20 protein-coding genes and 1 pseudogene are annotated in these 23287 nt (G+C 49.8%); 13 read left to right on the top strand and 8 right to left on the bottom strand.

Going from position 1 to position 23287, the window contains the following annotated elements; translation table 11 throughout:
• Positions 1-154 precede the first annotated feature (154 nt).
• The 6 genes and pseudogenes from fadR (at position 155) to AYY17_RS01405 (ending at position 7771) form a co-directional block, all read left to right on the top strand.
• A pseudogene (gene fadR / locus AYY17_RS01435) lies at positions 155-873 on the top strand (fatty acid metabolism transcriptional regulator FadR).
• 422 nt (positions 874-1295) lie between these two features.
• Positions 1296-2594, top strand: coding sequence for a D-amino acid dehydrogenase (locus AYY17_RS01425; RefSeq protein ID WP_067421290.1), 1299 nt, complete (start codon positions 1296-1298; stop codon positions 2592-2594).
• A gap of 22 nt (positions 2595-2616) precedes the next feature.
• Entirely contained in the window at positions 2617-3687 is a 1071-nt protein-coding gene (alr, locus tag AYY17_RS01420; RefSeq protein ID WP_067420681.1) for an alanine racemase, read from the top strand.
• 203 nt (positions 3688-3890) lie between these two features.
• On the top strand, positions 3891-6182 hold the full coding sequence (hypF, locus tag AYY17_RS01415; RefSeq protein WP_067421289.1) for a carbamoyltransferase HypF: 2292 nt from the start codon (positions 3891-3893) through the stop codon (positions 6180-6182).
• A gap of 148 nt (positions 6183-6330) precedes the next feature.
• The gene (locus AYY17_RS01410; RefSeq protein ID WP_067420679.1) at positions 6331-7089 is read left to right on the top strand and encodes a MipA/OmpV family protein; all 759 of its coding nucleotides are present in this window, start codon (positions 6331-6333) and stop codon (positions 7087-7089) included.
• 79 nt (positions 7090-7168) lie between these two features.
• Positions 7169-7771, top strand: coding sequence for a YiiX family permuted papain-like enzyme (locus tag AYY17_RS01405; protein WP_067420677.1), 603 nt, complete (start codon positions 7169-7171; stop codon positions 7769-7771).
• 33 nt (positions 7772-7804) lie between these two features.
• Here AYY17_RS01405 and AYY17_RS01400 read toward each other — a convergent pair whose 3' ends face one another.
• Both AYY17_RS01400 and gapA read right to left on the bottom strand, forming a co-directional pair.
• The gene (locus AYY17_RS01400) at positions 7805-8686 is read right to left on the bottom strand and encodes a D-hexose-6-phosphate mutarotase (RefSeq protein ID WP_067420675.1); all 882 of its coding nucleotides are present in this window, start codon (positions 8684-8686) and stop codon (positions 7805-7807) included.
• A gap of 110 nt (positions 8687-8796) precedes the next feature.
• A complete protein-coding gene (gapA, locus tag AYY17_RS01395; protein ID WP_067420673.1) occupies positions 8797-9792 on the bottom strand; it encodes a glyceraldehyde-3-phosphate dehydrogenase in 996 nt (331 codons plus the stop codon).
• 340 nt (positions 9793-10132) lie between these two features.
• On the opposite strand from gapA, the gene msrB reads away from it, so the two are divergent.
• Together msrB and AYY17_RS01385 are read left to right on the top strand one after the other, a co-directional pair.
• Positions 10133-10534, top strand: coding sequence for a peptide-methionine (R)-S-oxide reductase MsrB (gene msrB / locus AYY17_RS01390; RefSeq protein ID WP_067420671.1), 402 nt, complete (start codon positions 10133-10135; stop codon positions 10532-10534).
• Positions 10535-10638: 104 nt separating this feature from the next.
• Positions 10639-10914, top strand: coding sequence for a YeaC family protein (locus tag AYY17_RS01385; protein ID WP_067420670.1), 276 nt, complete (start codon positions 10639-10641; stop codon positions 10912-10914).
• Positions 10915-10969: 55 nt separating this feature from the next.
• On the opposite strand, the gene pncA is transcribed toward AYY17_RS01385, so the two are convergent.
• From pncA to sppA, 3 genes are all read right to left on the bottom strand, one after another.
• Positions 10970-11608: a bifunctional nicotinamidase/pyrazinamidase gene (gene pncA / locus AYY17_RS01380; RefSeq protein WP_067420668.1), complete on the bottom strand. Its 639-nt coding sequence runs from the start codon at positions 11606-11608 to the stop codon at positions 10970-10972.
• Positions 11609-11632: 24 nt separating this feature from the next.
• The gene (ansA, locus tag AYY17_RS01375; protein ID WP_067420665.1) at positions 11633-12652 is read right to left on the bottom strand and encodes an asparaginase; all 1020 of its coding nucleotides are present in this window, start codon (positions 12650-12652) and stop codon (positions 11633-11635) included.
• Between the two features lie 121 nt (positions 12653-12773).
• The gene (gene sppA / locus AYY17_RS01370; RefSeq protein ID WP_067420663.1) at positions 12774-14636 is read right to left on the bottom strand and encodes a signal peptide peptidase SppA; all 1863 of its coding nucleotides are present in this window, start codon (positions 14634-14636) and stop codon (positions 12774-12776) included.
• 163 nt (positions 14637-14799) lie between these two features.
• Here sppA and AYY17_RS01365 point away from each other — a divergent pair, with 163 nt between their 5' ends.
• The 3 genes from AYY17_RS01365 to AYY17_RS01355 are packed head-to-tail and all read left to right on the top strand — an operon-like array spanning position 14800 to position 18381.
• Positions 14800-15351 carry an NAD(P)H nitroreductase gene (locus AYY17_RS01365; protein WP_067420662.1) on the top strand — a complete coding sequence of 184 codons (552 nt, stop codon included), beginning with the start codon at positions 14800-14802 and terminating at the stop codon, positions 15349-15351.
• 28 nt (positions 15352-15379) lie between these two features.
• Positions 15380-16423 (top strand): selenide, water dikinase SelD, encoded by a 1044-nt coding sequence (selD, locus tag AYY17_RS01360; protein WP_067420659.1) that lies wholly within the window; start codon positions 15380-15382, stop codon positions 16421-16423.
• A 2-nt stretch (positions 16424-16425) separates the two neighbouring features.
• A complete protein-coding gene (locus tag AYY17_RS01355; protein ID WP_067420657.1) occupies positions 16426-18381 on the top strand; it encodes a DNA topoisomerase III in 1956 nt (651 codons plus the stop codon).
• A 46-nt stretch (positions 18382-18427) separates the two neighbouring features.
• On the opposite strand, the gene AYY17_RS01350 is transcribed toward AYY17_RS01355, so the two are convergent.
• From AYY17_RS01350 to AYY17_RS01340, 3 genes are all read right to left on the bottom strand, one after another.
• The gene (locus AYY17_RS01350) at positions 18428-18934 is read right to left on the bottom strand and encodes a hypothetical protein (RefSeq protein ID WP_162271084.1); all 507 of its coding nucleotides are present in this window, start codon (positions 18932-18934) and stop codon (positions 18428-18430) included.
• 238 nt (positions 18935-19172) lie between these two features.
• Positions 19173-20603, bottom strand: a complete 1431-nt coding sequence (locus tag AYY17_RS01345) for a Cu(+)/Ag(+) sensor histidine kinase (RefSeq protein WP_067420654.1) — start codon at positions 20601-20603, stop codon at positions 19173-19175.
• A complete protein-coding gene (locus AYY17_RS01340) occupies positions 20590-21276 on the bottom strand; it encodes a copper/silver response regulator transcription factor (protein WP_067362891.1) in 687 nt (228 codons plus the stop codon). Before AYY17_RS01340 ends, AYY17_RS01345 begins: the two co-directional genes overlap by 14 nt.
• Positions 21277-21441: 165 nt before the next feature.
• Between AYY17_RS01340 and AYY17_RS01335 the strand changes: the two genes are divergently transcribed.
• On the top strand, positions 21442-22824 hold the full coding sequence (locus AYY17_RS01335) for a Cu(I)/Ag(I) efflux RND transporter outer membrane protein (protein WP_067420652.1): 1383 nt from the start codon (positions 21442-21444) through the stop codon (positions 22822-22824).
• 91 nt (positions 22825-22915) lie between these two features.
• Positions 22916-23269, top strand: a complete 354-nt coding sequence (locus AYY17_RS01330; protein WP_067420650.1) for a copper-binding protein — start codon at positions 22916-22918, stop codon at positions 23267-23269.
• The last annotated feature ends 18 nt before the right edge of the window (positions 23270-23287 follow it).

Below are 23287 nucleotides of genomic sequence, written 5' to 3'. Positions count from 1 at the left end.
AAGGATTTAAATCAACTGTTCACGGCGTGAATACACCGATGTTATTTATGACCTGATTCACTCTTTCGCATGGTGATTGGTATATCGCGGCACTACATTCTGTTATCATCCTTGTCATTGGAAAATTAATTATTTGTGTCGGATGACGTCAGCTATGGTAATCAAAGCGCAGAGCCTGCGGGGTTTGCAGAAGAGTATATTATTGAAAGCATCTGGAACAATCGTTTTCCGCCCGGTTCCATTTTACCCGCAGAACGTGAATTATCAGAACTTATCGGTGTAACCCGTACCACCCTGCGCGAGGTATTACAACGCCTTGCCAGAGATGGCTGGCTGACTATTCAGCACGGAAAACCGACTAAAATCAACAATTTTTGGGAAACTTCCGGTCTTAATATTCTGGAAACCATCGCCCGTCTGGATCACGAAAGTGCGCCGGAACTGATTGAAAACCTGCTGGCAGCCCGGACTAATATCGCCTCTATTTTTATCCGCACCGCGTTTCGCCATAATCCTGAAAAATCACTGGAAGTCCTCGGACAGGACTCTGTACCGGAGGATAACCCGGCCGCATTCAGTCAGTATGATTATGATGTATTCCGCGGCCTGGCATTTGCCTCGGGAAACCCGATTTACGGTCTGATTTTCAACGGATTAAAAGGGTTGTACACCCGGGTAGGACGGTTTTATTTTGCCAGCCCGCAGGCCCGTAAGCTGGCCCTGAATTTTTATCAGCAGCTTATTACGTTATGCCGCGATAAAGCGTATGACAGTGTGCTTGAGTGTGTCCGCCATTACGGTAAAGAGAGCGGGCTTATCTGGCAGACTATGCAGAGCGAAATCGCCCGCGATCTGAACCCGCAGGCATGCTGATCCCCTGCATTAATAATATATAATCTGAAAAACCGGCTCAGGCCGGTTTTTTGCTGTCAGTGTCTTAAATCAGGGAATTCCTTCCGCCCGGTATGATAACCGGAAAATTCTGCGTATCTCTCTTATTCCACGGTAAAAAACATCCGCTGCCTCACTCTCTGTTATTGCTCATTCTGCTGTCTTCCGCACAGGGTGGGTTATACGGAAAAGAAGAAGATAACATATTGGTTTATAAAACAATAAAACTGTTTTCAGATAAAAAAATAAATTAATTAATAATTTCATTGATGAAAAAACGTGCTGTTTTGTGACTGACTGCAAAGAAACAAACATATTCAGCGCTGAGTGGATGCTGCTATGTTGGCAAAATGTTTCTGAAATATTATGCTGGTGATAACGTCAATTTAACAAAAGGCGGCAATATGAACGTTGTCATCCTGGGAAGTGGTGTTATCGGTGTTACAACAGCCTGGTATCTCTCGCAGAAAGGCCATAATGTAACCGTGATTGACCGGCAATCAGCTGCCGCAGAAGAGACCAGCTTCGGCAATGCCGGGCAAATTTCACCCGGTTACGCCACACCATGGGGCGCACCCGGTATTCCCCTGAAAGCGGTAAAATGGATGTTTGAAAAACACGCACCGCTGGCCATTCGTCCGGATGGCTCTCTGTTTCAGTTACGCTGGATGTGGCAGATGCTGCGCAATTGCGGTGCTGATTATTATGTGATGAATAAAAGCCGCATGGTTCGCATTGCAGAGTATAGCCGGGATTGTCTGCAAACCCTGCGGGCAGAAACCGGTATTCAGTATGAAGGGCGGTCGGGCGGCACATTGCAATTATTCCGTACACAAAAACAGCTGGATAATGCCGCCAATGACATTGCTGTTCTGACGCAGGAAGGTGTGCCTTACCGGTTACTGAGTGCCGGTGAAATTCATGAGGCTGAGCCTGCGCTGGCGCATGTGGAGCACAAACTCAGCGGCGGTTTGCAATTACCGAATGATGAAACCGGCGATTGCAATTTATTCACCAAACGCCTGGCGGAAATGGCACGGCAGGCAGGGGTGAAATTTCGTTTCGGTGTAAATATTCACCGGCTTCAGTACAGTGGTGATCGTGTCAGCGGTGTTATTTGTGATGAAGAAGTGATCACCGGAGACCAGTATGTGGTTGCACTCGGCTCTTACTCAACTCAGTTGTTACGCGGTCACATTTCAGTGCCGGTTTATCCGCTCAAAGGCTATTCACTGACCATGCCGATAGCCGATGTCAGCCGTGCGCCGGTCTCTACCGTGCTGGACGAAACATATAAAATTGCTGTGACGCGTTTTGATGAACGGATCCGTGTCGGGGGTATGGCGGAAGTCACCGGGTTTAATCTGGATATTGTAAAACGGCGCTGTGAAACACTGAAAATGGTGGTGCAGGATCTTTACGGCGGCGGCGGGGACATAACAAAAGCGACATTCTGGACAGGATTACGCCCGATGACACCGGACGGCACACCAATTGTTGGTCCGACAGCATATAAAAATCTGTTCCTTAATACCGGACACGGCACACTCGGCTGGACGATGGCCTGCGGCAGCGGGCAACTTCTGGCGGATATTATGACCGGACACCACACCGCGATCCGTGCCGATGACCTGGCGGTTTCCCGCTATCTGAACGGGTTTAAAACAAAGCTGGTTATTCCGCAGCAGTTGCATACCGCATAACAGAACAGGAGCCCGCTATCTTATGCCGCGTCCGATACAGGCAGTTATTCATAATGATGCCATCCGCCATAACCTGGCGCAGATAAGCCGTATTGTCAGCCCGTCTCTGGTATGGGCGGTGGTCAAAGCAGATGCCTATGGACATGGTATTGAACGGATATTCCCGGCACTGACTGAAGCAGATGGTATTGCGCTGCTGGATTTTGCCGATGCGATCAAATTGCGGGAGCGGGGCTGGCAGAAACCCATTTTGTTGCTGGAAGGCTTTTTTCAGCCACAGGATCTGGCGCTGATTGACCATTATCAGTTATCAACAGCGGTACACAGTGACTGGCAGTTAAAGGCGATTGAAGATGCCTCGTTTATTCATCCGCTGAATGTTTATCTTAAGCTGAACAGCGGCATGAACCGGTTGGGTTTTTCGCCCGCCTCTTATCTGAATGCACTTCAGCGCCTGAAAATAGCGCCGCAGGTGCTTAATATTACACTGATGAGCCATTTTTCTGATGCCGATCTGACCGCCGGCATTCATCAGCAGATGTCACGCATTGCGTTATTCAGCTCACTGAATCTGCCGCATTGTCTGGCTAATTCGGCTGCTGCACTGTGGGAGCCGGATACGCGGGGCGATGAAGTCCGCTGCGGAATTATTCTTTACGGGGCATCACCCTCCGGAAATTATGCGGATATTGCGGAATTTGCACTGAAGCCGGCAATGACACTGCGCAGTGAAATTATTGCGGTTCATCATATTGCCGCCGGAGACACAGTCGGTTACGGCAGTCGGTTCAGTGCAGATAAACCTATGCGTATTGCCACTATTGCCTGCGGCTATGCCGATGGCTATCCCCGTCATGCACCTGACGGCACACCGGTATGGATTGAAGGGCAGCGCTGTCCGCTGGCAGGACGTATTTCCATGGATATGCTGACGGTTGATATCTCTGAGTGTCCGGCTGCGGATATCGGCACGCCGGTGGAGTTGTGGGGGAAATCTCTGCCGGTTGATGAGGTTGCCATGCATGCGGGAACCATCGGCTATGAATTACTGACGGCGCTGGCACTGCGGGTACCGGTAGTGACAACTGACTGATTTCAGGCATACCAGCCGTCATTCAGGATGCAGGCTGTCCTCGTTCCGCCAACGAACCTGCAGTTTGAATGAAAGAGTATAAATACCGCTTTTTTCTGATCTGGCTAAATAACCCGGACATCTGAGCGCAGTACACTATGTTGGTTAAAAGCAGGGTGTTGGTTAAAATCAGGGTGTCGGTTAAAATCAGGCTGGAGCGTTTTATGATTGCGGGTGTGGCAATACGGGTTAAAGGTAAAGTTCAGGGCGTCGGCTTTCGTCCCGCCGTCTGGCAGATAGCACATCAGATGGCGCTGTGTGGTGATGTCAGTAATGACAGTGAAGGGGTGCTTGTTCACCTGCTGAAAAGTGCCGATGTTGCCGGGTTTATTGACCGGTTACAGGCACAGTGCCCACCACTGGCGCGGATAGACAGTATTGAGCAGCACGACTATACCTTTGCACAGCATCCGGCGGCCTTTGTTATCTGTGCCAGCGGGCGTGGTGAAATGGACACAGAAATCATTCCGGATGCCGCCACCTGTGATGCCTGCCGCGCAGAATTATTTGATCCGCAAAACCGCCGCTACCGTTATCCTTTCATAAATTGCACCCATTGCGGACCGCGTTTCACTATTATCCGCAGTATGCCGTATGACCGCCCCAATACGGCGATGTCTGTCTTTCCGTTTTGTCCGGTATGTCAGAAAGAGTACAAAGACCCCGGCGACCGGCGCTTTCATGCACAACCTAATGCCTGCCCTGACTGCGGACCACAAATCTGGCTGACTGATGCGGATCAGCGGGTGCTGATGCGTCATGATGATGCAATCGCAGAGAGTGTCAGGCAACTGCATAACGGTAACGTTCTGGCTATGCAGGGGCTGGGTGGTTTTCACCTCGCAGTTGATGCGCAAAACAGTGATGCAGTTGCGAAACTGCGGGTTCGCAAGCACCGGCCGGCAAAACCGTTTGCCGTGATGATCCCCTCTGTTGACTGGCTGACAGCCTGTCTGGGACGCGAGCCTGACGCAGCACTGGTCACATTATTAAAAAGCCCGGCAGCGCCGATTGTGTTAATCGATGAACCGCGGCTGTTTGCTGCATTATCGCCACTGATAGCACCAAATTTATGTGAAATCGGTATTATGTTGCCATCTAATCCATTACAGCATCTGCTGCTGAATGACAGTCAGCGTCCGTTGGTGATGACGTCCGGAAATGCCTCCGGTCATACGCCGGCGCTTGATAGCACCACCGCATTTGAACAACTTAATACGATCGCCGATGTTTTTCTGCTGCATAACCGCGAAATCATTCAGCGTGCAGATGATTCCCTTGTTCGCTATCAAAAGGACGGTAATCAGATGCTGCGCCGCGCGCGGGGCTATGTGCCGGACACGATCGATGTCAGTGCGGTGACCGGCAAAGAAACGCCGTCAGTGCTGGCGTTGGGCGGGGATCTGAAAAATGCGTTTTGTTTTCTGCATCATCACCAGCTGATTACCGGCCCCCATCTCGGCGATCTGGATGACCTTTCCGTGCAGGCGCAACAGGAGGCATCGCTGGCACTGTTTCAGCAGATTTATCAGGTGCGTCCTCAGGCAGTTGCTGCGGATGCGCATCCCGGGTATGTCAGCCATAAAACAGGAATGGCGCTCGCCGCCGCCTGGCAGGTGCCGTTTATACCTGTGTATCATCATCATGCCCATATTGCTGCCTGTCTGGCAGAGCACGGCTGGCGGCAGGAGGATGGCGTGGTTGTGGGTATTGCGCTGGATGGTCTCGGGTTTGGTGCAGATAATCAGTTGTGGGGCGGCGAAGTGCTTGCAGGGGATTACTGCAATATGATCCGCACCGGCGGTCTGCCCGCAGTGAGTTTGCCGGGCGGAGACAAAGCGGCAACACAGCCGTGGCGTAATTTGCTGGCGCACCTGCATCATGCCGGGTTATGGCCCGGCTCTCAGCTGTCTGCCCGTTTACCGGAGCAGGGCTGTGAATTACTGATAAAAGCCATTGAACAGGGAATTAATTCACCCCGCGTATCATCCTGCGGGCGGTTGTTCGATGCGGTTGCCTGTGCGCTGGGGCTTATTTCCGGTCCGGTGAGCTGGGAAGGCGAAGCCGCCTGTGCATTGGAAACGCATGCGTTACAGTGTCACAATATTAATGAAATGAAGGTAATAGGATCGTTGCCGGTCAACCCTGATAATACGATCAATTTGCTTCCGCTCTGGCTGATGCTGGTGGATGATTCGCTGACCTCTGAGGCAAAAGCGGTCTGCTTCCATATCATGCTGGCGAATACCTTTGCAGAACTGGCGAATGAAGCCGCAGAACAGTATCAGACTAATACAGTCGTCCTTTCCGGCGGGGTATTTAATAACCGGTTATTACGTGGTTTTATTAAGGCAGGATTAACTCACCGCCATGTTCTTGAACCCCGTCAGCTTCCGTGCGGAGATGGCGGAATAGCGGCAGGACAGGCGGTGATTGCGGCATTTCGTGTTTTTTAGGTGGTTTTCAGCCATGTTAACGGCACGTTTTGATACAGTAAATATCTGTAATTTTAATCATTACTGAATTATCATTCACGGTAAAATATACCACTGTGCGAATACGTATCACTGTAATTTGCAGACGAATTTAACTCAGGAAATAATAATGCATAAAAAAATAACCGGTCTGCTGACAACAGCAGTGCTGGCGACCTTGTCAGCCTCCGCATTCGCGGATGACGGAAAGTGGTCTGTCGGGGCCTCTGTTTTATACCAGGAACAGGCCTATCGCGGAACAAAAACGTCAGATAAATTCATGCCGGTTCCGATGGTTAACTATGACGGTAAAAACTTTTATTTTCATACGTTAGCAACAGGTTACTATCTGTGGAATGATAAAAAAGATCAGCTTTCTGTCGATCTTTTTTATTATCCGCAGGCATATCGCGCCAAAGATAATAAAGATTCCCGTATGCGTCAGCTCGATAACCGCCGTGATACCGCGATGGCGGGCATGAGTTACCGCCATCATGAAGAGTGGGGAACCCTGCGTGCGAATTTCTCCGGTGATATCCTCGGAAAAAGTGACGGCATGCGCTTTGATGCGGCTTACCTCTACGGCTTTGATGGTGACAACTGGTCACTTCAGCCGGGTGTCGGGGTTATCTGGCAGAGTGAGCGTCAGAACCGCTATGAATACGGTATAACGGATTCAGAATCCCGCCGCAGCGGTCTGGATGAATACCGTCCGGGCAGCAGTTGGATGCCGTATGTTGAGCTGACAGGAAATTATAAGTTTGATGATAATTGGTCAGCGTTCGCAATGGGGCGTATTGACCTGTTACCGAATGAAGCGAAAAACAGCCCGATGGTGGATAAAAAAACCACCTCAATTCTGTGGACCGGCGTTACCTATAGCTTCTGATAAAACAGACAGATTACAGAGCTGCACCTGACAGATTGTCAGGTGCAGTTTTTTTATGGCATTTCACAGGAGACGATGCATGATAATATCAGTGCGCAACCTGTTGTTACTCTTTTGCTTTTTCACCGCACCCGTATTTGCCCTGCAACCGCAACAGGGCGATATTATTTTCCACACCTCGCGTTCATCCCAAAGTGCTGCCATTCAGAAAGCAACGCATTCGCCTTACAGTCATATGGGGATTATTCTGTTGCGTGACGGGAAACCTTATGTGTATGAAGCAGCCGATGTTGTGAAATTTACGCCACTAAAACAGTGGGTTGCACGGGGCGTTTCCGGTCATTATGTGCTGAAACGGTTGCGCGACCCCCTGACAGAATCACAGAAAAAGGCGCTGTATCAGCAGGCGCTCCGTTATCAGTCGCGGCCTTACGACCTGACATTTTCATGGGATGATGAGCGGATCTACTGCTCTGAGCTGGTCTGGAAGATATATAAAAATGCATCCGGCACAGAGATCGGAAAATTGCAGACACTGCGTGAGTTTGACCTGACATCACCTGCGGTCAGAACGAAAATGAAAGAGCGCTACGGCAACCGTATTCCGCTGAATGAAACGGTGATCTCCCCCAAATCAATGTTTGACTCACCGTTATTACTGACAGTATATGAAAGCCGGTAATCTGCTACCGGCTATTCATCGCTGTAACCGCCGTCAGGCGATTTTTGGACTAAGATTGACACGTACTGACAGATGAGACGGTTTATCGCCCTGAGGTGCCATAGGGTGATTAATCCGTGCGCTCTCGACACACACCATGGTTTTATAGCCATCATCCGGCATATCTTTCATGTCAGCGGATAATGCCGCTCCCGGGTTCCAGCACACCACATCGCTGTGATGAAAATGCACAACTTCAATCGTCCGTTTCAGTTTCTTATCACGGATATAACTGCATTGTTCCGGTTCGGTATAGATGCGGTCGGTACGACCGTGAAAAACCAGTTTTTCATCATCGGTATATTCTTCACGCTGAGCCAGTTTGTCCACCACATGCTGTCCCAGACCGGTCACACTGATTTGTGCAATATCCCCGACGGTAAAATAGCTGTGCAGTGCGGCAGTTGCCTGATACTGCCCGTAAGCCTCAAGTTCAACCTCACAGGTATCCCCCAGGCGGATGCGGGCAATCAATGTGAATTCATGTGGCCAGATTTTGCGGGACTCTGCGCTGTCACGCAGGGTGAAGGTCAGAAAAACACCGTCTTCATTTTCATTGTGTGCGGTAAAATCCCACTGCATGGTGCGGGCAAATCCGTGAGCCGGCGCCTGTACCGGACCGAACCACGGCCAGCAGATTGGGATCCCGCCGCGTACCGGCACGCCCGGGGTAAACGCACTGTTTTCACTGAGCCATAATCCCGGATGCTCAGCCTCTGCCGGTTGCCATGCCAGTACGTGTGCGCCCTGAAAACTAACCGCCGCACGGACTTTCGGATGGTCGATTACAATAATGGGCAGCTCACCAATCTGGCGCTGTGACAGAGAGGGAGTGATCGGACTGACGACAGGTAATGCAAGAAGGCGCTCAATCATAATTTACCCTTTTGAAATGAAAAAAATGATGTTCTCTTTACTTTACGTCTGTTCCCTGAAAAACAAAAGAGCCGCAAAAGCGGCTCTTCAGGGATAAAATGAGTGCAGACTTATTTGGAGATGTGTGCAATCAGATCCAGTACTTTATGAGAATAGCCGGTTTCGTTGTCATACCATGAAACCAGTTTCACAAAGTTGTCGTTCAGCGCGATACCGGCTTTGGCATCAAATACAGATGTCAGTACTTCGCCGTTAAAGTCAGTGGAAACCACGTCATCTTCAGTGTAACCCAGAACGCCTTTCAGCTCGCCTGCGGCAGCTGCTTTGATGGTGTCGCAGATCTGCGCATAAGTTGCTGATTTTTCCAGACGGACAGTCAGGTCAACAACAGATACGTTAGGGGTAGGAACACGGAAAGACATCCCGGTCAGTTTCCCGTTCAGAGCAGGGATAACTTTACCTACTGCTTTAGCAGCACCGGTAGAAGAAGGGATGATGTTCTGAGATGCACCGCGGCCGCCGCGCCAGTCTTTATGTGACGGGCCGTCAACCGTTTTCTGGGTTGCAGTGGTTGCGTGAACAGTGGTCATCAGACCTTCAACGATACCGAAGTTGTCGTTGATAACTTTAGCCAGTGGTGCCAGGCAGTTAGTGGTACATGATGCGTTGGAGACGATTTCCTGACCTTTGTATTCTTTATGGTTAACGCCCATAACAAACATCGGAGTTTCGTCTTTGGAAGGCCCGGTCAGGACAACTTTCTTCGCGCCTGCCTGAATGTGTTTACGTGCAGTTTCGTCAGTCAGGAACAGACCGGTTGCTTCAGCAACAACATCAACGCCGGCTTCATTCCACTTCAGATTAGCAGGATCACGCTCAGCCGTTACGCGGATAGTTTTACCATTAACAACCAGATGGCCATCTTTCACTTCAACAGTACCGTTAAAACGGCCGTGAGTTGAGTCGTACTTCAGCATGTATGCCATGTAATCTGCATCGAGCAGGTCGTTGATTGCAACGATTTCGATATCAGAACGCTCTTGTGCAGCACGGAATACGATACGGCCGATACGACCAAAACCATTAATACCTACTTTGATAGTCATAGTATTACCACCAGCTATTTATTAGTGAATTAAAGTTGCTACTAAAGTTACCAAAACCTTGCCAGCCGTCAAGCGGAATCGTGTCAAGTAATGTCATCTGACAGAAAAAATACTCAATTTCGCGTAACAAATCGCCACTTTCAGTAAATTTGTCGCCGCTATTATCGGGAGTTAGCGCAAGAAAGACAGCGGGCATGGCGCATAAATGTGAATCACATCACAAATAAGCAGTGTCAATGCTGACAGGACACGTTTAGAATAACAACCGGTCATAGGTTGTTAATTTATTGTTACCCTTATACTTTGATTTGCTTTAAAAAATAATGATAAGGATTCAGCAATGTCTGAGACTGAAAAAAAACCTGCACTGACAGATATTCAGCGCTATGTCACACAAGAGGCAGGAACAGAGCATCCGTTTACCGGTCGCCTGCTTTATAATGAAAAACAGGGGGTATACCGTTGTATTTGCTGCGATTCCCCAATTTTTTATTCTGATACTAAATTTGATGCGGGTTGTGGCTGGCCAAGTTTTTATGAACCGGTCAGCAAAAGTGCGATTCGGTATATTGACGACAGCTCTCATGGCATGCATCGTATTGAGACCCGTTGTGGTCATTGTGATGCGCATCTCGGGCACGTTTTTCCTGACGGACCTGCGCCGACAGGGCAGCGGTATTGCATTAACTCAGCATCACTGAGTTTTGAAGATGAAAAAACAAAAGAAATAACAAAAGGTTAGTCTGTTAATTTTTAAATTTAACATTTAATCAACTAAAGAAAAAACGATTCAGCTTTTGATGTGATCAAAACGTAAAATCAGCCGTATTCGGGGAAGGAGTAAGAATGGAAATTGATGATTTGCTGTCCGCCATGACACCGGAAGTATACCGGCGCCTGGTGACCGCCGTCGAGTTAGGTAAATGGGCCGATGGCGTGCCGCTGACAGAATCACAAAAGAGCAGCAGCCTGCAACTGGTGATGATATGGCAGTCCCGTCATAACGAGGATCCGGAGCATATGAGCATCGGGATGAACGGGGAAATCAGCCTGAAATCCAAACAGGCGCTGAAAGCCCTGTTCAGTGATACACACCTGGCGACCATCCGGCCGCAGGACTGAGTATACACCGGGACTGCGCAGAAATGCCGCTGTCCCGCGTCTGTTTTATCTGAAGTCAGGTTTCTGTCCTGCAAAACTGCGCGCAGGTCTGTAACACCGCACCTTGTTTTTCCATTTCTTTCAGCGCGTTATCACTGTCATTTTCCTGCAGATTGACACCACGGCAGCCATCGGTGATCACTGTTACCGCAAAACCTTCCGCCAGTGCATCAAGCACCGTAAATTTCACACAGTAATCGGTGGCTATCCCGAGTACCACCAGCCGGGTAATATTCTGCGCGGCAAGCCACGGGAGAAGGGCTGTCGGGCGTTGGTGGTCGTTATCATAAAACGCACTGTAACTGTCAACTGCCGGGCTTTCACCCTTGTAGATAATGTGCGTGATAGCCTGTTGGTTCAGGCCGGAATGAAAATCCGCTCCCTGAGTGTGCTGTACACAGTGAACCGGCCACCACACCTGTGGCAGCCCGTTAAGCTCACCACATTCACCAACAACTGTTCCGGAATTAACAGCAAAGCTCAGGTGATTTTCCGGATGCCAGTCCTGACTGGCTACCACTGCTATTGCCTGCTGCTGACAATATTTTATCATCCGGTTAGCGGTGCGGATCACACTGTCACTGTCCGGGACTGCGAGTGAACCGCCCTGACAGAAATCATTTTGTAAATCCACCAGAAGCAGGGCTGTTTTCATCGCCTTGTATCCTCAGTTGTTATTTCAGTTGTCGTTATAACTAAGTTCGCCGCGCAGATCCTGTTGCATCAGAATGCGGATCTCATCACTGGTGTAATCCTGGCTGAGCAGATAGTGCAGCTTGGTCAGTGCGGCTTCAAAGGTCATATCAAACCCGCTGAGTACACCGGCGTCAGCGAGGGCGTGCCCGGTGGCATAGCCGTCCATATTGACACGCCCGGAGATACACTGTGTCAGGTTTATTACGATGATGCCGCGCTCAGTGGCATCACGCAGCGCACGGAGTAATTTAGGTTGCTGCGGTGCATTACCTACCCCGTAAGAGCGGATAATCAGTGCTTTGACCGGCTGTTGCAGAATATTGTTTACCACATCGACAGAAAGCCCGGGATACACGGTAACCACGCCAATCGGCTGCGGGGTAATATTATGCAGAGTGAAAGGTGCATCACTCTGCGGTAGCGGGTTGGTATTCAGGTTGCGAATGTTAATGCCGGCTTCCATCAGTGGCGGATAGTTCGGTGAGGTAAAGGCCGCAAAGCCGTCTGCGTGGGCTTTTACTGTCCGGTTACCACGGTACAGGCGGTTGTTGAAGAATAAACCGACTTCATTGACCGGATAATTGGCCGCCAGATAGAGCGCATTAAGCAGGTTTATCTGACCATCTGAACGCAGGGCTTCCAGCGGAATTTGTGACCCTGTCACTATTACCGGCTTGGTCAGGTTTTCAAACATAAAAGAGAGTGCGGAGGCGGTAAACGCCATGGTATCCGTACCATGCAGAATGACGAATCCGTCATAGTGGTCATACTGGGCGTTGATATCATCGGCAATGCACTGCCAGTCATCAGGTGTCATATCAGATGAATCAATCAGCGGCTGATGTTCTGTGATAGTGAAATCCGGCATTTCAGGACGGAAAAATTCCGGCATCATCGCGACCTGGCGTTGCAGGTGTCCGGAAACAGGAACGTAGCCCTGCGCCGAGTGCTGCATTCCGATAGTACCGCCGGTATAGACCACATAAATGGATTTCTTTTGCATGTTGCTGCTCTTAACGGAGTGACAGGGAAAGTTGCAGGAATTATAGGGTGTTCAGAAATAAAAAAAAAGCCTGTTCGTCACGAACAGGCTTCAGGTTATAGTTTTTGGCTGAAGAATAAACCTATTGAATATCAGTACAGTTTAAGCAGAACGCGTAACGGTATTGCGGATCGGTCAGCATTTTTGAGAATCTGGCCTGCTGCGTCAGTGTCGCACCGACAGGTGCCGGGATCAGCCCCTGCAAGGTTGATGGCAGGGAGATACTCACATTTCCGACCGCTTCTGACAGTAGTTTATCCACAAATGTCATCTCCGGCTGCATCCAGTTCAGTACCGGATTTTCAATATTTGCCAGTTCAGCCGCTTTTGCGGTGGCATCATCAAAATCACCCAGTTTATCAACCAGGCCATTGGCTTTGGCATCAAGTCCTATCCAGACACGGCCCTGAGCAATTTTATCCACTTCTTCCGTGGTTTTGTGCCGTGACTGCGCAACAATCGTCAGGAAAGAGCGGTAGCCGTTTTCGATATACATCTGCATCAGCTCTGAAAACTCCGGTGTCAGCGCTTTGGTGGCGGTTGCATCGGCGAGCGGTGAGGTGGATACGCCGTCAGTGTGAACACCGATTTGGCTGAGGGTATCTTCAAAGGTGGTGATCACCCCGAAAATCCCGATAGAGCCGGTGATGGTACTTGGCGAGGCAACAATGTAGTCAGCCGGAGTCGAAATCCAGTAACCGCCTGATGCCGCAACACCGCCCATCGAAACCACAACCGGTTTTCCGGCCTGTTTCAGGGCGGCAACTTCGGCGCGGATCTGGTCAGAGGCGGTCACACTGCCGCCCGGACTGTTTACCCGCAGAACCAGTGCTTTCACATCAGGGTTCAGACGTGCTTCGCGGATAAGCGCAGAAACGGCGTCACCGCCTGCCATACCCGGTGCATCCGGTCCGTCAACAATTGCGCCCTGGACAACGACAACCGCAATATTTTGTGTCTCTTTTTCCGGCGCAACGCCGACACCTCTGAGTTTGGCGTAGTCGTTAAACTGAACAGCGTTAAAGGTTTTATTTTGTTTATCCCAGCCGAACACTTTTACCATTTCTGCTTCAAAAACATTTGACGGCATGATTTCATCCACCAGTTTTTGTTGCATTGCGTAACGGGCATTATCACCTTGCGCCAGTTTCATCAGGGCGAGCATTTTTGTCGCCCCCGGGAAAACGGTGTCTTTATCTGTTTTGCGGTTGGCGGCAAGGGTCGTGAGGTAGTTATCCCACAGAATATCCATAAACCGCTGTGTTGATTCGCGGGCTTCCGGTGACATATCATTACGCATCATCGGCTCGACAGCAGATTTATAGGTGCCGACACGGAAGATGTGCGCTTTGACTTTCAGCATCTCCAGTAACTCGTTATAATACAAGGTATTCGTCGCGAACCCGTAGATACCGACGCCACCCTGTGGCGGCATCACGATTTTGTCAGCGTAAGAGGCCAGATAATACTGTGACTGACTGTAGCTGCCGCTGACCGCATAAACGTGTTTACCCTGTTTGCGGAACTCACTGATCGCTTTTCCGATATAATTGAGCGATGGCTGATCAGCACCGGCAAAATCATCCAGTTTGAGAACCATCCCGGTAATGTCCGGGTCACCGGCAGCGGTGCGGATAGTTTCAACCAGGTCAAAAAGTGAGTTTTCCTGCAACTGACCGGCTGATGCGCCGAGCAACTGACGGCTGAGACCTTCAAGCGGACTGTTACGGGAAATCTGATCGACGACAACACCGGAGAGATTTACATATAATGCTCCGGGCTCTCTGCTGACCTGAGTATCAGATTCACTGAGGGTGACATACACACCGGCCACAATCAGCAGTAAGACCAGAAAAAGAATGTTGGCGACAAGGTGACGCACAAAATTCAGTATTCGCCAGCTCCATTTAAATAATCCGGTGATGATAGTCCATAAAATACGCATGACGGCTCCAAATACAAAGATGTCCTGCTATCGTAAAGAGGATAAACGGATTTGTCAGCCTGAAAACGACGGATTGCCTGAAATATAAGCATTTAAACAATCTATCCTTAAAAATAGTGAAAAAAGTGGTAGCTTATCTGCGACTAAAAAAAGGGGATAACTGATGGATGCACTGACTTTATTACTTAATCGCCGCTCAGCGTCACGTTTGACAACACCTGCACCGTCGGGTGACGCCTTAAATAGTATTCTGAATGCCGGGATGCGTGCGCCGGATCATGGCGCGTTACAGCCCTGGCATTTTATTGTGATGCAAAATGAAGGCATTACAAAATTCAGTCAATTGCTCGAAAAAGCAGCGAAGGAAGCCGGTCTCGGACCTGAAGTTGAAGAAAAAGCCCGCAATGCACCTTTACGTGCACCGTTAATTATTACGGTTATCGCAAAGGTAAAAGCCGCACATAAGGTTCCTGAGTGGGAACAGGTGGTTGCAGCGGGCTGTGCTGTACAGGCCATGCAGATGGCAGCAGTGGCTCAGGGTTTCGGCGGGATCTGGCGTACGGGTTCATGGACAAAAGACCCGGTGGTACGGGATGGCCTGGGATGTGAAGAGCATGATAAAATTGTCGGCTTTCTTTATCTCGGCACCCCGGCACTGAAAGCACCGGCTACTGTGACGCCTGTGGATCTCACCCCTTTTGTCAGCTGGTTCTGAGCAGATTGACGCTAACAAGGAGATTATCATGTCAGAAGCAGTGCGTTTAACGCAATACAGTCACGGCGCGGGTTGTGGGTGTAAAATTTCCCCTAAAGTACTCGAAACTATCCTGCACAGTGAGCAGGCTAAGTTTATTGATCCTAATTTACTGGTCGGTAACGAATCCCGTGATGATGCCGCAGTATATGACATCGGTAACGGTGTCGGCATCATCAGTACCACGGATTTTTTCATGCCGATTGTGGATGATCCGTTTGATTTCGGGCGCATTGCCGCCACCAATGCGATCAGTGATATTTATGCCATGGGCGGCAAGCCGATTATGGCGATTGCTATCCTCGGCTGGCCGATTGCCAAACTGGCACCGGAAATTGCACAGCAGGTTATTGAAGGTGGCCGTGCGGTCTGCCGTGAAGCCGGAATTTCACTGGCAGGCGGTCACTCGATTGATGCCCCTGAGCCGATTTTTGGTCTGGCGGTAACCGGTATTGTGCCGACAGACAAAATCAAACAGAACAACCTCGCGCAGGCCGGTTGCCAACTGCTGCTGACCAAACCGCTGGGTATCGGCGTGCTGACCACCGCTGAGAAAGAGAGCAAACTGCGCCCTGAACATAAAAATCTGGCACGTGACACCATGTGTCAGCTCAACAAACCGGGTGCGGATTTCTCAGAAATCAGTGGTGTGAAAGCCATGACGGATGTGACCGGTTTCGGGCTGCTCGGCCATCTGAGTGAAATTTGCCGGGGTTCTGGTTTACAGGCAATTATTCACACCGATTCTATTCCGGTTTTACCGGGTGTTTATGATTATATTGCACTGGGTTGCACACCGGGCGGTACACAGCGTAATTTTGACAGTTACGGGCATCTTGTCGGCGAAATGACCGACGTTCAGCGCAAATTGCTGTGCGACCCGCAAACATCAGGCGGTCTGTTACTGGCGGTTGATCCTGCGGCGCGTGATGAAGTGGAAGCGGTTGCACGTAAATATGGTCTGACCCTCAGTCCGGTCGGCGAATTGGTTGCGCCGGATGCCGATCGCGCTCTGATAGAAGTCACTGCATAAACATGCGTTTGTTTATTGCTGAAAAGCCCAGCCTCGCCCGTGCGATTGCGGACGTATTACCCAAACCGCACCAGCGGGGGGACGGCTTTATCCGTTGCGGTGAAAATGATTGTGTCACCTGGTGTATCGGACACCTGCTCGAACAGGCAGAGCCGGATGCATACGATCCCCGCTATGCACGCTGGAACCTCGCCGATCTCCCCATTATCCCTGAAAAATGGATACTCAGACCGCGTGATTCTGTAGCAAAACAGCTTCGCACTATCGGCTCATTGCTTCATAACGCCACCGAAGTTATCCACGCCGGTGACCCTGATCGCGAAGGGCAGTTATTAGTGGATGAAGTGCTCGATTTTCTCGAACTTGACCCGGCGCGCCGTCAGCAGGTGTTGCGCTGTCTGGTGAATGACCTTAACCCGCAGGCAGTGACGCGGGCGGTCGGGAAAATGCGCTCCAACCGCGAATTTATTCCGTTGTGTGTTTCGGCACTGGCGCGATCACGTGCGGATTGGCTCTACGGCATCAATATGACCCGCGCCTATACGATCCTCGGGCGCAATGCCGGTTATAACGGCGTGTTGTCTGTCGGGCGCGTACAGACTCCGGTGCTCGGGCTGGTGGTGCGCCGCGACGAAGAGATTGAAAATTTTGTGCCGCGTGATTTCTTTGAAGTAAGGGCGCATATTGTCACACCGGCAGATGAGCGCTTTACTGCGCTGTGGCAGCCGAGTGAGGCGTGTCAGGATCATCAGGATGAAGACGGACGCCTGATCAACCGTACACTGGCAGAACATGTTGTCAGCCGTATCAGCGGGCAGCCTGCGCTGGTCACGGATTTTCAGGACAAAACAGAAAACGAAGTGGCGCCATTGCCGTTTTCGTTGTCCGCATTACAGATTGAGGCCGCCAAACGCTACGGGCTGAGTGCTCAGATAGTGCTGGATACCTGTCAGCGTCTGTATGAAACTCATAAATTAATTACCTATCCGCGTTCGGACAGCCGTTATCTGCCGGAAGAGCACTTTGCCGGGCGGCACACCGTACTGAACGCGATTTCTGTGCATACGCCGGATTTGCTGCCACAGGAAAATATGGATGATTCCCTGCGAAACCGTTGCTGGGATGATAAAAAAGTCGATGCGCACCATGCCATTATTCCGACAGCAAAAGCCTCCCGTGTGTCGCTCAGTGAAAATGAAGCGAATGTTTATGAGCTGGTTGCCCGTCAGTATCTGATGCAGTTTATGCCGGATGCGCAATATCGTAAGTGCGTAATTGAGCTGGATATTGCCAACGGAAAATTTATCGCAAAAGCCCGTTTCCTCTCACAAGCGGGCTGGCGCACCCTGTTAGGTGCCAAAGAGCGGGATGAAGAGAACGAAGGCACACCGCTGCCGGTTCTGACCAAAGGTGATGAATTGCTGTGTGAGCACGGGGAAGTGGTGGAGCGCCAGACTCAGCCGCCACGCCCGTTTACCGATGCCACGCTGCTTTCCGCTATGACCGGGATTGCCCGGTTTGTGAAAGATAAATCCCTGAAAAAAGTGCTGCGTGAAACCGATGGTTTAGGCACAGAAGCGACCCGCGCAGGCATTATTGAATTGCTGTTCCGCCGTGAATTTTTGTACAAAAAAGGGCGGAATATTCACTCATCGCCTGCGGGACGCGCACTTATTCATGTCTTGCCGGAAATGGCGACACTGCCGGATATGACGGCGCACTGGGAATCAACCCTGACACAAATCAGTGAGAAACAGTACCGTTATCAGGATTTTATGGTGCCGTTGTCTGAAACATTGATGGGCTTGATAGGTCAGGCAAAGCAAAACCGTAATGTGCGGGCATTCCGTGATTTACCGCCGCCGCCACAGTCAAAAAAGAAGGCCGCAAAGCCGAAAAAAACAAAAAAAAGCCCCGTAAGCCGGGGCAAGAATAACACCATAATCACAAGGAAATAATAAAACACAACAGGGTACGGAAATAAGGAAATAAGGAAATAAGAAATTAACTCTGTCTGCGGTGTTGTTCAGCAAGTAACTGATGCGGACCGGAGCGCCCGTTATTCATCATATCGCGGGAAACAGCGGCTCTTTCCTGCTGACTCATTTGTGAAAAGAGTGTCGCCGTACCGTTATTTGCGGTGGTATTTGCTTTATCACCGGCAAGCTGGTTATGTTTATTACTGATGACCTGATGTTGCCCGGAACGGCCGTTATTCATCATGTCATGTGCGACGGCAGCCTGCTTATGTTCATTCATCTGTGAAAAACCGGTAACGGTATTTTCAGATGCTTTTTGTTCAGCCGATATTTTATTCTTATGGTCACTGCTCATTACCTGGTGCGCACCGGAACGTCCGTTATTCATCATATCGTGCGCAACCACGGCTTTTTCATGCTCATTCATCTGATTGAAGTTGGTGGTATTTTGTGTGGCAGCAGTGGCTGCGCCGGAAAATACCATCATTAATGCAGTAGTGGTTAATAATGTTTTCATAATGCTTTTCATCATATATCTCCATGAAAGTTAGTTTAGTTGGTAAACTGTGTTCGATGGGATGATTATATAAAACAGGTTCTGTTGCAGGGGTGACGGAATAATGACATGTTTGTCATATACCCTTATTCATTCAAACTGCAGGTTCGTTGGCTGCACTCAGCCCGTCGGGTCACATACTAATGTATGCTCCCCGGCGGTCGGAGCTTGCCGCCTTCCTGCATCTCGAATGACGTTGGGTATCTACCCTTATTTATTCAAACTGCAGGTTCGTTGGCGGAACGATGACAGTAATAACGGGGAATGAAATAATAAACCGGGTGGAATCTTCATCAGATTCAGCCTGTATTCTGCCGTGATGTGCGGTCACAATGGATTTGACAATCGCCAGCCCGATGCCGCTGCCTTCACCATTACGTCGTCTTGCGGGGTCTATACGGTACAACCGGTCAAACAGACGGGGAAGATGCTCTGCTGAAATCGGCGTTCCGGGGTTTTTTACCATCAGCGTAATAAGATTATCTTCTTCTTTTATCGCAATAATGATGGTGCCTTCCGGCGGGGTATAGCGGACAGCATTAGAGAGTAAATTATTAATAACACGGCGGATCATCACTGAATCACCATTAATATATGCAGGCTCGCCCGTCAGCATTAATGAAATTCCCTGCTCTTCGGCGACGATATCGTAATAATCAATCACCTTCATAGCTTCCGTGTGTAAATTCAACAGTGATTGCTCCGGGATAAGCTGATTATTATCAGCCTGCGCCAGAAAAAGCATATCAGTCACCATTTTAGCCAGCCGGTGATACTCTTCCATGCCGGACTCCAGAATATCTTCCAGCTCTTTTGTGGTGCGCGGCTGACTTAATGCAATTTCTGTTTGTGTCAGTAAATTCGTAATAGGTGTGCGTATTTCATGAGCAATATCCGCAGAAAAATTAGCCTGTCGGGTAAAGACATCTTCTATTCGGCCGAGCATATGGTTAAACGAAATAACTAATTGTGCCAGTTCAATCGGCACATTTTCCGGATCCAGGCGAACAGTTAAATCTTCAGAGGTAATATTTTTAATTTTATCACTGACACTGCGCAACGGCTGATGCCCGGTATAAACCGCAAATAAGACAATGATGACAATCAGCATACTGATGGCGGATGCGGTCATCATTAAATTACGTTTAAGTTCATCAATGTAATGCAGATGGAAATTGATTGAGAGTGAAATAAGTAATGTATAGTGCGCCCCGGCCGGGGTGATAAGAATACGGTAGGCGGTCGGGTCATTTTCTTTTTCCCAGCGGAATACACGGTCATCGTATGATTTCTGACTGAACGCCGGAGAGTTAATAATGGTATTAAAATCAGGTCCGTTTTGTGATTGAAACAGGATCTTATTGTTTTTATCAAGCAAGACCGCCGCAATATTCGGGTAATTATTCAGTACTGAACTCAGTGTGCTGAGCCGCTGATATGCGGATTCACTGTTGTCCTGAAGAATACTGTGGACAGTAGCGCTGATTTGCCGCAAATCGCTGTCATCCTGCTGGGCAAAATGTTTCTCCACGGAATGAAGCATTATCCAGGTGAATGCGACAAAGGCGGTCACTGTTGCCAGGCTGATAAAAAAGGTCAGCCGGGTGGCAAGGGAAAAGGGGCGGCAGGACTTATTTTTTATCATCGGGGATCTCAAGGACATAACCAACACTGCGGATGGTGTGGATCAGTTTCGGCTCAAAATCCTGGTCAATTTTGGCACGCAGACGTTTGACCGCCACATCAATCACATTGGTATCACTGTCAAAATTCATATCCCAGACCTGAGAGGCGATAAGGGCACGCGGCAGAACTTCCCCCTGATGGCGCAGAAAAAATTCAAGCAGTGAAAATTCTTTACTGGTCAGCGTGATCCGCTCACCGCTGCGGGTCACTTTGCGTGACGCGCGATCCATCATCAGGTCAGCGATCCGGAATTCACTTTCGGCAATAATCGCGGTTCCCCGGCGCAGCAGGGTTCTGACCCGTGCCAATAATTCAGCAAATGCAAAGGGTTTGACCAGATAGTCGTCCGCACCCAACTCAAGACCTTTGACGCGGTGTTCGATGGTGCCGAGTGCAGAGAGCAGTAACACCGGCATGCCTTTATTTGCGGCTCTGAGCATACGGATGATTTCCCAGCCGTTGACATCAGGCAGCATAATATCCAGCACAATCAGGTCATAATCGGCCGTCAGTGCAAGATGATACCCGGTCAGACCATTATCGGTCAGATCGACAATAAAACCGGCCTCTGACAATCCTTTTTTCAGGTATTCGCCTGTTTTGCTTTCATCTTCGATGATTAAAATTTTCACATTCATTCCTGTTCCGTGAGCGATGACAGCCATTTTAATGCGCAAAATCATGAGATCAACGTCCGTTACCTAAAATGACAATTTCGTCATTTTTCTGTCACTCAGTAAACAGAATCTCCTCGGTACACTGCGGCTATTACGTTAATAACCGGCGGACCGGACAGTATGCGGATTTTAAAATATATCTCACTGAGTACCTTTTTTGTTCTGACCGGCTGCGTGTCATTTGCGCCGGATTATCAGCGTCCGGCACTCGCGGTTCCTCAGCAATTTTCCCGTGCGCAGAACGGGCTGGTCAGCACCGGTGATTATACCGATCCGGGCTGGCGTCAGTTTTTTGCCAATCCTGCGGCCACGGCACTGATTGAGCAGACACTGCGCACGAATGCGGATTTAAAAACGGCGATACTCAATGTCCGTGAAGCCCGTGAAAAATATGGTGTGACGCGGGCAGACCAATTACCGCAGGTAAATGGTAACCTCAGTGCCACGTCACAAGGCGGGTTTACCGGCGAAAAACGGACGCAAGACAGTTATGAAACCGGTTTTTCACTGAGCTTTGAGCCGGATTTCTGGGGGCGTTTACAGAACCTGAGTGATGCTGATCAGCAAAACTTTCTTGCCACACAGGAAGCGCAGCGAACCGCGCAGATCCTGCTGATAAGCACTGCAATGCAGAGTTATTACCAGTATCACCTTGCCACAGAGCAGCTTGCTATCAGTCGCGAAAGCCTGAACTACTATGTGCAGTCTTACCGGTTTATTGAGCGTCGTCTGGTGACCGGAAACAGCAATGTACTCGCGCTGGAGCAAGCCCGCGGACAAACGGAAAGCGCACAGGCGGATATTGCCGCGCGTGAGGGTGAGCTGAAACAGGCCGCCAATGCGTTGCAGCGGGTATCAGGTGATTACCGTCCGTTATTACCGGCAAATCCGGCTGTTGCACTGGTTTCCCCGGAAGTTAACTTACCGGCTAATCTCCCGTCAGATATTTTACTGCAACGACCGGATATTACCGAAGCCGAACACCTTTTGCTGGCAGCAAATGCCAATATTGGTGCAGCCCGAGCGGCATTTTTCCCGTCTGTTTCGCTGACCGGTGATATCTCCGGCAGCAGCAGTAACCTCGCTTCTGTGCTTGATGCCGCCACCGGCATCTGGCGCTTTATTCCGAAAATCACCATTCCGCTATTTAACGGCGGGCGTAACAGCGCCAACCTGGCGCTTGCGGAGATCCGACAGGAAAAAGCGGTGGTTATCTATGAGCAGCGCATTCAGAACGCCTTTAAAGAAGTCGCGGATGCACTGGCGTTGCGGGACAGTCTTACACAACAGATAGCGGCACAGACCAGGTACGCCGCATCACTGGATATTACATTGCAGCGTGCACAGTTTCTTTTTGCCCGCGGGCAGAGCAGTTATCTCGATGTGCTGGATGCGCAACGGGCACTGCTGACCACGCGGCAAACCCTAGCCACACTGAAGTACAACCAAAAAATAAATGAAATTACCCTGTTTGCCGCATTGGGCGGTGGATGGAAAGCCTGATCATCAACATTATACCCAACGTCATTTAAGATGTAGCCAACGAACCTGCAGTTTGAATGAATAAGGGTATATTAAAATAAGGATACTTATTATGCGTCTATCTCTCATCGTCACATTAGTGGCGGGCATGGCTGCATTCTCACTGCCTGCGTCCGCCAATGAAACACATCACAATGTATCTGCATCTGCATCTGCATCTGCATCTCCGGTATCGCAGCCGGTTACCGACGCCGTCGGTACTGTCCGGGGCATTGATGCGGAGAACAAAAAAATCACGATAGATCATGATGCTATCGCATCACTTGGCTGGCCCGCGATGCGGATGCGCTTTACCTACACAGAAGACTCACCGCAATTTACGGATCTGAAAGAAGGTGACAAAGTCAGCTTCACATTCATTCAGCAGGAAAATATTTCCCTTCTTCAGTCAATCTCAGTCCGGTAATTCACCGGCTATTTCCGG

This window comes from Morganella psychrotolerans (genome assembly GCF_001676055.1).
Lineage (GTDB): Bacteria > Pseudomonadota > Gammaproteobacteria > Enterobacterales > Enterobacteriaceae > Morganella > Morganella psychrotolerans_B.
This window is presented reverse-complemented; position numbering and strand designations above follow the sequence as displayed.